Genomic DNA, 13,256 nt, shown 5'->3' with positions numbered 1-13,256 from the left:
CTTATTTAAACCCAAGCTTCTGGTTTTTTTTGTCCTCTCATTTTTACAAATTTGATGTTGTCATCTGTATCATCAGAATTTATAAAATGTTTAAAACGCTTCATTACTTCCTCGTTTTCTATTGCCTGTTTCCATTCGCATTCATATCTATTTACAAGCCCTTGCATTTCAGTTTCCAAATCTTCAGCAATTCCTATAGAATTTTCAATAACAACTTGTTTTAAATAATCTATTCCGCCATCTAATTTATCTAACCAAGGAGCCGTTCTAACTAAAGGACCAGCAGTTCTGATGTAAAACATTAAAAAGCGATCTAAGTATTTTACGACTGTTTCATCATCTAGTTGTTCTGCCAATAAAACTCCATGTTTTGGTGTTGCCCCACCGTTTCCACAGACGTATAAATTCCAACCACCATCTACAGCAATTAATCCAAAATCTTTACCTCTGGCCTCTGCACATTCTCTAATACAACCTGAAACACCTCCTTTTAATTTATGAGGAGAACGCAAGCCTCTGTATCTATTTTCTATTTCAATGGCAAAAGTGACACTTTCATGCATACCATACCTGCACCAAGTAGAACCCACACAACTTTTTACGGTTCTTAGTGATTTTCCGTAAGCATGACCGCTTTCAAATCCGGCGGCAATTAGCTCTTTCCAAATCAGTGGTAATTCATGAACTTGTGCACCAAACAAATCTATTCTTTGGCCTCCCGTAATTTTAGTATATAAATCGTATTTTTTTGCAACTTCTCCGATTACAATTAATTGATCTGGAGTAATTTCTCCAGCAGCAACTCTTGGAACTACAGAATAGGTTCCGTTTCTCTGGATATTTGCCAAAAACCGGTCATTTGTATCCTGAATTGTGGGTTGACGATTTGGAGTCTCCATCGTTACAGTTGCAAAAATTGATGCAACTAAAGGCTTACAAATTTCACATCCATGTCCTTTTCCAAAGGAATTTAAGGTTTCTTGATAACCAGAAACTTTACTCACTTTTACTAAGTCGTATAACTCTTGTCTGTTATAATCAAAATGCTCACAAATAGTTTCTTTTACTTCTTTTCCTAACGATTTTAGTGTTTCATTTACCAAGTCTGAAACCATTGGTTTACAACCTCCACAACCTGTTGTTGCTTTGGTTTTGACAATTACATCACCTAAATTATTACAACCATCTTCAGTAATTGAACTGCAAATATCGCCTTTACTTATACTTTCACAAGAACAAACCTGTGCAGTATCTGGCAGATCTAAAACACTTCCAAAAGAAGAACCTCCTTCACTTGCCGGTAAAATTAATTGCGATGGATCTTCAGGAATTGCCATTCCGTTTAAATAAACCTGATGCAACATATTATAATCAGAGGCATCACCAACTAGAATTCCTCCTAACAGTTTTTTACCATCATGACTAACATTAATTCTCTTATATAAATGTTGTGTTTTATTTTCAAAAATAATAGAATGTCCTTTTGAAGCTGGCATAAAAGGCTCTCCAAAACTTGCAACATCCACGCCTATCAATTTTAATTTGGTAGACATATCGATCTCTTCTGGCATTATACTTTCTGTTTTTCCTATAATCTGATGAACAGCTACTCCAGCCATATCATAACCCGGAGCAACCAAACCATATATCATTTGATTGTACAGCGCCACTTCTCCAATTGCAAAAATATTTTCATCTGAAGTTTGCATTTTATTGTTTACAACAATTCCTCCACGCACTCCCATTTCTAAACCAGCATTTTTTCCTAATTCGTCTCTTGGTCTAATTCCAGCAGAAATTACTAACATATCTACATTTAATAAATCATCTACCCCAAACTCCATTCCAACAATAGATCCATTTCCTAAAATTTGATTTGTGGTTTTTCTTAAATGTATGTTTAAACCTAATGACTCTAACTTTAATTGTAATACTTGGCTACTTCTAGCATCTAATTGTCTCGGCATTAATTTAGAAGCAAATTCTACAATATGAGGTTCTAGCCCCATATCCATAACTGCTTTTCCTGCTTCTAAACCCAAAAGACCTCCACCTAAAACTGCTGCTTTAGCATCAGGTTTTTCAGCTTTTAATTTTGCTGCATACCCTAACATTCCCTCTAAATCTTCAATTGTTCTATAGACAAAAACGCCTTCCTTTTCAACTCCTTTTATAGGAGGAACAAAAGCAGAAGAACCTGTAGCTAAGACCAAATAATCGTAACTTACAGCTCTATTTTTTGCAGTAATTATTGTTTTAGATGCTCTGTGAATTTCAGAAACTTTTTCATCAACAATTAAATCAATTCCGTTTGTCAAATACCATTCTGCAGGAGCCATTTCTAATGCTTTTGCATCTTGATTCTCAAAAAACTCACTTAAATGAACTCTATCATAGGCAGGTCTAGGCTCCTCTCCAAAAACAATGATTTTAAAATCCTTACTTCTCCATTTTGCTGCAAATTTCTCGCAAAACTTGTAACCAACCATTCCATTTCCTACAACAATAACCGTTTGCATAACTACGTATTTTAATACAAAATTAAGTATTTGTACTTAATTTTGTATATTCAAAATTTAAATAATTACGTATTTATCAAATTATTATCGATTTAAAAAAATGAATACTTATAATTTTAATATTATTTAAAATATATCAATTAGAATTATTAATAGTGCATTTCAATTCTAAAAAAATTATAGCTTTTCATATCTTTGACACTCTGTAAATTAATGTTTTCTATGAATGATTTTGTGCTTTATTTTAAAATGGGTCTTAAACATGTGTTAGACTTTTCTGCCTATGATCATATTTTATTTTTAATTGTCTTAGCCGTTGTATTCAACTTTAAGCAGTGGAGAAAAGTTATGTGGCTAGTAACACTTTTTACAATTGGACATTCAATCACACTAGCTTTATCTGCTTATGAAGTATTAAAAATTAGAATGGATTTGATTGAATTCTTAATTCCGTTGACCATCATTATTACAGCTATCATTAATATCTTAATAGCAAAAAAATCACCAACAGGCAAAGAAAACATCAACCTAGTCTTTGCACTAATCTTTGGGCTAATTCACGGATTAGGATTTTCTAATTATTTTAAAATGATGGTTGGAAAAGAAGAAGATAAACTTATCCCTTTAGTAGAATTCGCTTTAGGAATTGAAGCATCACAAATAATTATTGTTTTTGGGATATTAATCTTAGGAACGACACTTCAAAATCTATTTAGAGTATCAAGAAGAGACTGGATTTTAGTTTGTTCCTCTATTGTTATTGGTTTTTCTTGTCCGATAATGATTGAGCGTATTTTTTGGTAACTTATTAACATGATAATTATTCAAATCTTTCTATTTTCGCTTTATGACTGAGAAGAAACAATTAAAATATGATATTGCTTATTTAAAAATGGCAAGGGAATGGGCAAAACTATCACATTGTAAACGCAAACAAGTTGGTGCTTTAATTGTCAAAGGAAGAATGATTATTTCTGATGGTTTTAATGGAACTCCTTCTGGCTTTGATAATTGTTGCGAGGATGCAAAAGGCGTGACAAAATGGGAAGTTTTACATGCAGAAGCGAATGCTATTTTAAAAGTTGCCTCCTCAACACAATCTGCAGAAGGTGCCACTTTATATATTACATTATCACCTTGTACAGAATGCAGTAAACTTATTCATCAAGCAGGAATAAAACGTGTTGTATATGCCAAAGATTACAGAGATTCTTCTGGTCTAAATTTTTTAGAAAAAGCAGGTGTAGAAATTAAATATTTGCCTTATGAATAAGAATAACTTGCCTATATATTTTGCAATTGCTGTTGTTCTCGGAATTATAATTGGTGTTTTCTTTAGTGGTAATTCTAACAATTTATTTTTACTTTCAAAAAACCCTTCTAAAGAGCAAAAAATAAAAAAACTGATCAATTTTATTGAGAAAGATTATGTAGATAATGTCAACACAGACAAATTATTAGATGGAGCAATAACACAAATACTAGGCAAATTAGATCCACATTCTGTTTATATTCCCAAAGAGAATTTGCAAGCAATTACAGAAAGTATGCAAGGTAATTTTGTAGGAATTGGTGTTCAGTTTAGAATGATAAAAGATTCTATTGCCGTTGTTCAAACTATAAAAAAAGGCCCTAGTATTAAAGCAGGACTTAAGGCTGGTGATAGAATTTTAATGGCCAACAAAGACACGTTATATGGCAAAGAATTTAGAAGTGGCAGTATTCCTAAATATTTAAAAGGAAAACCAGAGACAAAAGTTGCACTTCAAATCTATAGAAAAAGTAACGATTCTTTATTTATTGTTGACATTACTCGGGGTGAAGTAAATATTAAAAGTGTAGACTTAGCTTACATGATTAACGATTCTATTGGTTATATAAAAATAGATCGTTTCGCGAGAAATACGTACAAGGAATTCAAATCTTCCATCAATACCTTAATTGCTAATGGGATGACAGATCTAGTTCTAGATTTACGCGGCAATGGAGGTGGTTTTATAGACATTTCGAACAGAATCATCGATGAATTTTTAGAAGATGATAAACTAATGGTTTTCACTAAAAACAATAAAGCACAAATTGAAGAATTCTTTGCAACCAAAATGGGTTCTTTCGAAAAAGGAGGTTTGTATGTTTTAATTGATGAAAATTCAGCATCAGCATCCGAAATTGTTGCGGGTGCTTTGCAAGACAATGACAAAGGAACCATTATTGGAAGACGTTCTTTTGGAAAAGGTTTGGTGCAAATAGAAATGGATTTAGGTGATGGTTCTGCCGTTCGTTTAACCACCGCAAGATATTACACTCCTACCGGGCGTTCTATTCAAAAACCATATTCAAATGGAGAAAAAGGAAACTATTATAAAGATTATCAAAAAAGAGTTGTAAACGGAGAATTGTTAAATAAAGACAGCATTAAAGTAGTCGATTCTCTCCTGTTTAAAACGCCAAAAGGAAAAATAGTCTACGGTGGAGGAGGTATCATTCCCGATGTTTTCGTTCCTATTGACACCACTTCTTACATATCTAATTTCTATTTGAATTCTATAAATAATTTTGCTTTTGAGTATGTAGATAACAAACGAAAAGAGTTGTCAAAATGGACTGTAGACAGTTTTGTACTAGATTTTGACAAAGATGAAACTGTTTTAAACAATTACTTTTCTAAAACCAAATACCAAGCAAATCCGTCATTTAAAACAAAGGAAAGCATTAAAAAATATTTAAAAGCTTTTATTGCAAATATGCTTTTTGGTGATGTTGGTTTTTACCGAATTATTCATAAAGATGATAAAATGTTGCAAAAGGTTTTAGAGTTGGAAAGTAAGCAGGAATAGCTTTTCTTTGCACCAATGATTACAATAACCACTTCAGGAAATAAAAAAGTCTATTTTGCTTCAGATCAACATCTGGGAGCACCAACAGCAGCATCAAGTTTTCCTAGAGAAAAAAAATTTGTTGCTTGGTTAGATGAAGTTAAGAAAGATGCAGAAGCTATTTTTTTATTGGGTGATTTGTTCGATTTTTGGTTCGAATATAAAACCGTTGTTCCTATGGGATTTGTAAGAGTTTTAGGAAAATTAGCAGAAATTAAAGACTCTGGAATTCCTATTTATTTCTTTGTTGGTAATCATGATTTATGGATGCATGATTACTTTGAAACGGAATTAAACATTCCTGTATTTTATAGTCCTCAAGAGTTTCTCATTAACAATAAAAAGATCTTAATGGGTCATGGAGATGGTTTAGGACCGCATGACAAAGGGTATAAACGCATGAAAAAGGTATTTACATTTCCTTTGTTTAAATGGTTTTTTAGATGGTTGCATCCGGATTTAGGTGTAAAGTTGGGGCAATATATGTCTATTAAAAATAAGATGATTTCAGGAGAGGAAGATGCAAAATTTTTAGGCGAAGAAAATGAATGGCTAGTGCAATACTGTAAAAGAAAACTCACTCAACAACACTATGATTATTTTGTTTTTGGCCATAGACATTTACCTTTAGAAATAGAACTACAAGAAAACAGTACCTATATAAACTTAGGCGATTGGATTCAATATTTCACCTATGGACAGTTTGATAAAAATACTTTTAGCCTTCTTAAATATAAATCTAAGAAAAAAGACTGATCGATATACTAATTCCAGAAATCAGAAGATACCTTGAGAGCGAAAATTAAAAAAGGCCACTAAATTAATAATGGACTAAATATAATAATATTTAATATTATTGAAATTACAATTTATAAATTGCTTTAAAATAAACCTGACCTCCACTATAACCAATTGTTGTACGTCTTGGAAAAGGCATCCCTTGAGATGCACGAGTTTCAACTTCGTTTGGATATGTATCAAAAACATTAAGTGCTCCTAAAATTAATTGAACAGTTTCTGAAGCTTGATAGCTAAAGTCTAAATCTATTAAAGTTCTTGCTTCTAATTCTTCTCTTTGAGATCTTTCATCAAAAGTAGTTCCGAAATAATTAGCTCGAACTGAAGCATCAAATTTGCCAAAATTAGGTTCTAAAGATAAACTAGCTCTATTTTTAGGTAAATTATTCTCTAAGTTAAAAATTCCACTTTCGTTAACAGGATTCACTCCACTAACCTGATTTTGGGACAAAACTTTTGTCTGATTATAATTATATGCTAACCCAATTCATAGCTGGATTTGCTACCCCTTCAATCCCAGAATCTATAGCTGCTTGAGCTGCTGCATGTTGATTACCTCTAGCTAATTTTGGATTAAAAGCATATTCTGTACTTATGTTAATAAATCCATTTTCAGTTAATGGAAAACCGAAATTCATTCTTACTTTATAATCAGTTTCACTTCCATAATTTCTTCCATACCATTTACCAACTTGTGTTTGAACTTCTGCTCCACTTGAGGCATCTTTTAATATAAAGTTCATAACCCCTGCAATTGCATCTGAACCATATTGTGCGGCCGCACCATCACGCAAAACCTCTATATTTTTTAACGCAATACTAGGAATATGACCTACATCTGCTGCATGAGATCCTGCATTCATTGCTGCACCAAAATGCGCTATCAAAGAAGATCTATGGCGTCTTTTAGAGTTCATAAGTATTAGTACTTCATCTGGAGGTAAACCTCTTAAAGATGTTGGTTTAACAAATGCTGATCCATCGCCAGTAAGTGGTGTAGACGTGTATGAAGGTATTAAAGCTTTTAATGTTTGTACTATATCACCGTTATTTTGTCTTTCAATCGCTTTTACCCCAATATTATCAATTGGAACAGCGGACTGTAGAACTGTTCTTGGTTTTGAACGAGTACCAGTAATAACAACTTCACTTAAAGCATTATCGTCATTAACCATTATTGTTAAATAAGAAGTATTGCTATTAAAATCAAAAAAAACATCTTTAACCAACTTTTAACAATTAAAAATTATTGAATATTGTAGCTTTGTTTTTCGTAAAATTTAACAGATAATATAAGAGTATCATGGATGTAGATGTAAGAGCTATTAATGAGAAAATAGAAAGAGAAAGTGCCTTTATAGACATTCTTACTTTAGAAATGAATAAGGTAATTGTTGGGCAAAAGCAAATGATAGAAAGTTTGTTAATTGGATTAATTGGAAATGGTCATATTTTACTAGAAGGAGTTCCTGGATTGGCAAAAACATTAGCAATTAATACTTTATCTAAGGCAGTTCAGGCAAGTTTTAGTAGAGTTCAATTTACACCAGATTTGTTACCTGCAGATGTTGTTGGAACGATGATTTATAACATGAAAGAGAATGATTTCATGATAAAAAAAGGACCAATTTTTGCAAATTTTGTGTTAGCCGATGAAATTAACAGAGCACCTGCCAAAGTGCAATCTGCTTTACTAGAAGCAATGCAAGAGCGTCAAATTACTATTGGTGACACTACTTTTAACTTAGACGAACCTTTTTTAGTTATGGCAACTCAAAACCCCGTGGAACAAGAAGGAACTTATCCTTTACCTGAAGCGCAAGTAGATAGGTTCATGTTAAAAGTAGTTATAGATTACCCAAAATTACAGGATGAGCAAATTATTATGCGCCAGAATTTATCTGGTGGTTTCTCAAAAGTTAACCCTGTAGTTTCTGTAGAACAAATTTTAAAAGCAAGAGAAGTTGCTAATGAAGTTTACATGGATGAAAAAATTGAGAAATATATTCTTGATATCATTTTTGCAACTCGTTATCCAGAAAAATACAACTTACCGCAATTAAAAGATTTAATTAGTTTTGGTGCTTCACCCCGTGGAAGTATCAATTTAGCAAAAGCAGCTAAATGTTATGCTTTTATTAAAAGAAGAGGTTATGTAATTCCTGAAGATGTAAGGGCCGTAGTTTTTGATGTTTTACGTCACAGAATTGGTATTACATATGAAGCGGAGGCAGAAAATGTAACTTCTGTTGACATTATCAACTCAATTATTAATGAAGTAGAAGTGCCATAAAAGGAGTTTTCAGTAAATCAGTATTAGGAAGTAATAGCTTGCTTAAATCTGATTTTTTTTAAATAGTAACTGAAAATTGCATACTTAAAACATGGAAACAAAGGAAATCCTTAAAAAAGTTCGAAAAATTGAGATTAAGACAAGACGATTGTCTGATCATATTTTTGGCGGTGAATACCATTCATCCTTCAAAGGGCGTGGTATGACTTTTTCTGAAGTAAGACAATACCAATTTGGTGATGATGTTAGAGCCATTGATTGGAATGTGACTGCGCGTTACAACGAACCTTTTATAAAGGTTTTTGAAGAAGAACGGGAACTAACTATGATGTTAATGGTTGATGTTTCTGGTTCGGAATCATTTGGAACCGCTACACAATTTAAAAAAGATACCGTTACAGAAATTGCTGCAACCCTAGCTTTTTCTGCTACTCAAAATAATGACAAAGTAGGATTAATTCTTTTTTCTGATGATATCGAACTATTCATTCCTCCAAAAAAGGGAAAAAGTCACGTTTTAAGAATTATTAGAGAATTAATAGAGTTTAAGCCAAAAAGCAAAAAGACTGATATTTCTGTAGCTTTAAAATTTTTATCAAGTGTGATGAAAAAAAGAGCCATAGTTTTTATGTTATCAGATTTTATGGATGATGATTATGAAAAAACTTTAAAAATTGCAGGAAAAAAACACGATTTAACAGGCATTAGAGTATATGATAAACATGATGAAGAAATTCCGAATTTAGGAATGGTGCCAATGATAGATGCTGAATCAGGTGCTATTCAACTAGTAAACACCTCGTCAAAAACTACTCGAAGAAACTATAAAGCAAATGCATTACGATTAACTGATTATTATATAAGTACGTTTAAAAGAAGTGGTGCAGGAACTATCAATACGAGAGTTGATGAAGGTTACGTGAAAAAGTTATTAGGATATTTTAAACACAAAGGAAGATAAGCAGGAATGAAAAAATACATTTTACATATTTTTCTATTAATTTCAATAATTGCTTTTGGTCAAAATCCGATGGTAAAGGCCCAAATTGAAACTTCACAAATTAGAATAGGTGAGCAATTCAATTTAAAGATTTCTGTCAATGAAATTGAGAATGTAATTCTACCCAAGCTGGAATTAAAAGGATTAGAAGTTATCGATTCAGCTATGATAGATACTCTAGGCAATATGCTAGTTCAAAAATATATTATAACCGGTTTTGACAGCGGAGCGTACTATATTCCTCAGCAACAAGTTTTTGTTAAAAATCAAGCCTATTTAACAGATTCATTACTAGTAAATGTCGCTACAGTAGCAATAGACACCACTAAAATTAAGAAATTTCCTATCAAAGCAATTAAAGCAGAACCATATACTTTTGATGATTTTAAAATCTATGTATATATTCTTTTAGCGGCATTAGTAATTATAGGTTTCTGGATTTATTGGTTTGTGATAAGAAAGCGAAAGATGGAAATAGAAGAACCAACTTTTAGAGCTTTACCTCCTTATGATGAAGCTATTTATAAGCTAAATGAGTTAGATGAAAAACTACTTTGGCAAAATAATAAAGTTAAAGAATATTATAGTGAGTTAACAGAGATTGTAAGAGGTTATATTGAGCGCGAATTGAAAGTACCTGCATTAGAGAAAACTACAGATGAAATTATAGAGACACTAAAAGATTTTAATGAGGCTGAAACGATATCGACATCCAAAGAAACCATTGACAAACTTAAAGCATTATTGCAAGAAGCAGATTTAGTAAAGTTTGCAAAATCGAAACCTTTAGCGATAGAAATTGAAGAAGATAGAAAAGATGCAAAATTAGTAATTGATAATTTAAAACCTAAACCAATTATAGAAGATGATGAATTGGAATAATTTTGAGTTTTTAAATCCAGAATTTTTGTGGCTGCTAATTTTAGTTATATTATTGGCAATTTGGTATTTTTTTATGCGCAAAAAAGATACTGCAATTTTAACCATGCCAAGTGTTAAAGGGTTTAAAGTAAAAGCATCCATCTTATCAAAATTAAAACCTATTTTATATGTTTTACGATTATTGGCTTTGGCAGCAATAGTTGTCGCATTGGCAAGACCAAGAAACGTTTCTGTAAGCAAAAAAACAAAAACAAATAGAGGTATCGACATTGTAATGGCCATTGATGTTTCTGCAAGTATGCTGGCTAGAGATTTAAAACCGAATAGATTAGAAGCTTTAAAAAAAGTAGCTGTAAATTTTGTTGATAGAAGACCCAATGACAGAATTGGAATTGTAGTGTATGCAGGCGAAAGTTTTACCCAAACGCCTATTACAAGTGACAAAGCGATTGTAAAACGAACCATTTCTGAATTAAAATGGGGGCAATTAGAAGGTGGGACCGCAATAGGAATGGGGTTAGGCTCTGGGGTTAATAGGCTTAAAGAAAGTAAAGCAAAAAGTAAGGTTATTATTTTACTAACGGATGGAGTAAACAACTCAGGAAACATAGACCCAAGAACGGCAACAGAACTAGCTAAAGAATTGGGTATTAAAGTCTATACAATAGGAATAGGAACCAATGGAATGGCGGATTTTCCTTGGAGTAAAGACCCAAGAACTGGTCAATTAAATTTTAGAAAACAACAAGTAGAAATTGATGAAGATTTGCTAAAAGAAATTGCATCAGAAACAAAAGGAAAATATTTTAGAGCAACAAACAATACATCATTAAAAGAAATTTATAATGAAATTGACAAACTCGAAAAAACAAAAATAGAAGAATTCAAGTATTACAATTATCAAGAAATGTACAGGTCTTTAGTACTATTAGCTCTTGGTCTATTACTACTAGAATTCTTATTAAGAAATACATTATTTAAGAGTTTTATATAAAAATGTACAAATTAGAAGAACCAATTTATTTTTATTTATTAGCAATTATTCCTGTAATGATTGTTGTTTTTCTATTGGTTTTATGGTGGAAAAAAAGAATGCAGCGTAAATTCTCAAATCCTGATTTACTGAAAAAATTAGCTCCGAACTCATCAACATTTAAATCAATACTAAAACTAATAATGTTGTTATTAGGAATTGCCTTTTTAGTGATTTCTTTAGTAAACCCTAAAATGGGCTCTAAACTGAAAACGGTAAAAAGAGAAGGAGTAGATGTCGTTTTCGCTCTAGATGTTTCTAGAAGTATGCTGGCAGAAGATATTGCCCCTACTAGGCTAGAAAAAGCAAAACAAATCATTGCAAAAATTATAGATAAATTAGGAAGTGATCGAGTTGGTATTATCATTTACGCGGGTAACTCGTATCCTCTTTTACCCATAACAACAGATCATGCAGCAGCAAATATGTTTTTGCAAAATGCCAATCCCGATATGGTTTCTAGTCAAGGCACAGCAATTAATGAAGCTTTAGAATTAGCAAAAACTTATTATAATAATGACGAGCAAACCAACAGGTTTTTAGTCATTATTTCTGATGGAGAAGACCACCAAGAAGAAACCAAACAAGTAGCTCTTAATTTGGCTAATGATGGCGTAAAGATTTACACTATTGGTGTTGGTACAGAAAAAGGCGGACCAATTCCTATACGTTTAAATGGAGCTATGATTGGTTATAAAAAAGATAACAAAGGAGAAACAGTTATTACCAAACGTATGCCCGATGTTTTAAACGGAATTGCAGATGCCTCTGACGGAGAATATATAGATGGTAATGTAACTGAAAATCCTGTAAAACAGATTTCAGACATTATTGCAAATGCCCAAAAAAGCGAATTTGAAACGAAGCAATTTTCTGATTACAAAGATCAATTTCAATGGTTTTTAGCGATAGGAATTTTATTTTTACTCTTAGATGGTTTCTTGTTAGAAAAGAAAACAAAATGGTTAAAAAAGGTAGATTTATTTAATGAAGAAAAAACAAAAAAATAAAAAATGAACCTTTTACAAAATATCCTTATTTTATTTTTGATGCTGTTTTCATCAACAACAATTCTTGCACAAAAAGATTCTATTGCTTTGCAACGTAAAGCTAGAAAAATGGTAAGACAAGGCAACGAATTATATCAAAAAAAACAATACACAGAGGCGTCTGTTGCTTACAGAAAGGCTCTAGACAAAAGCTCCTATTATGATAAAGCAAGTTATAATTTAGGTAATGCTTTATATGAAAACAAGAACTTTAAAGAAGCTACACCTCAATATGAATTGAGTGCAAAAACTGCTTCAGATAAATATACGAAAGCAGAAGCTTACCATAATTTAGGTAATTCTATGATGGAAACTAAAAACTATCAAGGTGCTGTAGATGCTTATAAAAACTCCTTACGAAATAATCCTAATGATGATGAAACTCGTTATAATTTAGCGGTTGCTCAAGAATTCCTTGAAAAAGAAAAACAACAAAATAAAGACAATAAAGACAATAAAGACAATAAAGACAAAGATAAAAAAGATAAAGACGAAAAAAACAAGGATAAAGATAAGAAGGAAGGTGATGATGACAAAGAGAAAAAAGAGGGTGATGATGACGACAAAGATAAAGACGAAAAAGGAGATAAGAAGAAAGATAAAAAACAAGATTCTAAAAAGGACGATAAAAAAGAACAGAAAGAGAAACCCAAACCTCAACAAGGAAAAATGTCTCCTCAACAAATTAAGCAGCTATTAGAAAGCTTAAATAATGAGGAAAAAAAGACCCAAAAGAAAATGAATGCTAAAAAAGCAAAAGGTAAAAAAGTAAAACAGGAAAAAGATTGGTAAGTTTGTTGCTTTAA

13 protein-coding genes are annotated in these 13,256 nt (G+C 31.8%); 10 read left to right on the top strand and 3 right to left on the bottom strand.

Features of this window, described 5'->3' with window-relative positions; all coding sequences use genetic code 11:
* Positions 1–5 precede the first annotated feature (5 nt).
* Entirely contained in the window at positions 6–2,519 is a 2,514-nt protein-coding gene (gene nirB, locus BLT88_RS01375) for a nitrite reductase large subunit NirB (RefSeq protein ID WP_091952512.1), read from the bottom strand.
* A 222-nt stretch (positions 2,520–2,741) separates the two neighbouring features.
* Here nirB and BLT88_RS01370 point away from each other — a divergent pair, with 222 nt between their 5' ends.
* Genes BLT88_RS01370 through BLT88_RS01355 form a run of 4 tightly spaced genes read left to right on the top strand, consistent with a single transcriptional unit; the run spans position 2,742 to position 6,151 of the window.
* On the top strand, positions 2,742–3,323 hold the full coding sequence (locus BLT88_RS01370; RefSeq protein WP_091955606.1) for a HupE/UreJ family protein: 582 nt from the start codon (positions 2,742–2,744) through the stop codon (positions 3,321–3,323).
* A gap of 43 nt (positions 3,324–3,366) precedes the next feature.
* A complete protein-coding gene (locus BLT88_RS01365; RefSeq protein WP_091952510.1) occupies positions 3,367–3,792 on the top strand; it encodes a dCMP deaminase family protein in 426 nt (141 codons plus the stop codon).
* The gene (locus BLT88_RS01360; protein ID WP_091952508.1) at positions 3,785–5,356 is read left to right on the top strand and encodes a S41 family peptidase; all 1,572 of its coding nucleotides are present in this window, start codon (positions 3,785–3,787) and stop codon (positions 5,354–5,356) included. Before BLT88_RS01365 ends, BLT88_RS01360 begins: the two co-directional genes overlap by 8 nt.
* A gap of 15 nt (positions 5,357–5,371) precedes the next feature.
* Positions 5,372–6,151, top strand: coding sequence for a UDP-2,3-diacylglucosamine diphosphatase (locus BLT88_RS01355; RefSeq protein WP_172824224.1), 780 nt, complete (start codon positions 5,372–5,374; stop codon positions 6,149–6,151).
* 106 nt (positions 6,152–6,257) lie between these two features.
* Here BLT88_RS01355 and BLT88_RS01350 read toward each other — a convergent pair whose 3' ends face one another.
* Positions 6,258–6,644, bottom strand: a complete 387-nt coding sequence (locus tag BLT88_RS01350) for a TonB-dependent receptor (protein WP_157691106.1) — start codon at positions 6,642–6,644, stop codon at positions 6,258–6,260.
* Positions 6,645–6,663: 19 nt separating this feature from the next.
* Positions 6,664–7,422 (bottom strand): TonB-dependent siderophore receptor, encoded by a 759-nt coding sequence (locus BLT88_RS01345; RefSeq protein WP_091952504.1) that lies wholly within the window; start codon positions 7,420–7,422, stop codon positions 6,664–6,666.
* A 74-nt stretch (positions 7,423–7,496) separates the two neighbouring features.
* On the opposite strand from BLT88_RS01345, the gene BLT88_RS01340 reads away from it, so the two are divergent.
* From BLT88_RS01340 to BLT88_RS01315, 6 genes are all read left to right on the top strand, one after another.
* On the top strand, positions 7,497–8,486 hold the full coding sequence (locus BLT88_RS01340; RefSeq protein WP_091952503.1) for a MoxR family ATPase: 990 nt from the start codon (positions 7,497–7,499) through the stop codon (positions 8,484–8,486).
* A 91-nt stretch (positions 8,487–8,577) separates the two neighbouring features.
* Positions 8,578–9,447 carry a DUF58 domain-containing protein gene (locus tag BLT88_RS01335; RefSeq protein ID WP_036784283.1) on the top strand — a complete coding sequence of 290 codons (870 nt, stop codon included), beginning with the start codon at positions 8,578–8,580 and terminating at the stop codon, positions 9,445–9,447.
* Positions 9,448–9,453: 6 nt separating this feature from the next.
* On the top strand, positions 9,454–10,368 hold the full coding sequence (locus BLT88_RS01330; RefSeq protein WP_091952501.1) for a hypothetical protein: 915 nt from the start codon (positions 9,454–9,456) through the stop codon (positions 10,366–10,368).
* Entirely contained in the window at positions 10,355–11,362 is a 1,008-nt protein-coding gene (locus BLT88_RS01325) for a VWA domain-containing protein (RefSeq protein WP_091952500.1), read from the top strand. Before BLT88_RS01330 ends, BLT88_RS01325 begins: the two co-directional genes overlap by 14 nt.
* A 2-nt stretch (positions 11,363–11,364) precedes the next feature.
* Complete coding sequence (locus BLT88_RS01320; RefSeq protein WP_157691104.1) at positions 11,365–12,411, top strand: VWA domain-containing protein; 1,047 nt, start codon at positions 11,365–11,367, stop codon at positions 12,409–12,411.
* A 3-nt stretch (positions 12,412–12,414) separates the two neighbouring features.
* Positions 12,415–13,242 carry a tetratricopeptide repeat protein gene (locus BLT88_RS01315; protein ID WP_091952498.1) on the top strand — a complete coding sequence of 276 codons (828 nt, stop codon included), beginning with the start codon at positions 12,415–12,417 and terminating at the stop codon, positions 13,240–13,242.
* Positions 13,243–13,256 lie beyond the last annotated feature (14 nt).

It is taken from the genome of Polaribacter sp. Hel1_33_78 (assembly GCF_900106075.1).
GTDB lineage: Bacteria > Bacteroidota > Bacteroidia > Flavobacteriales > Flavobacteriaceae > Polaribacter.
The sequence above is the reverse complement of the archived record's forward strand: the minus strand, read 5'-3'. Positions and strand labels throughout refer to the sequence as shown.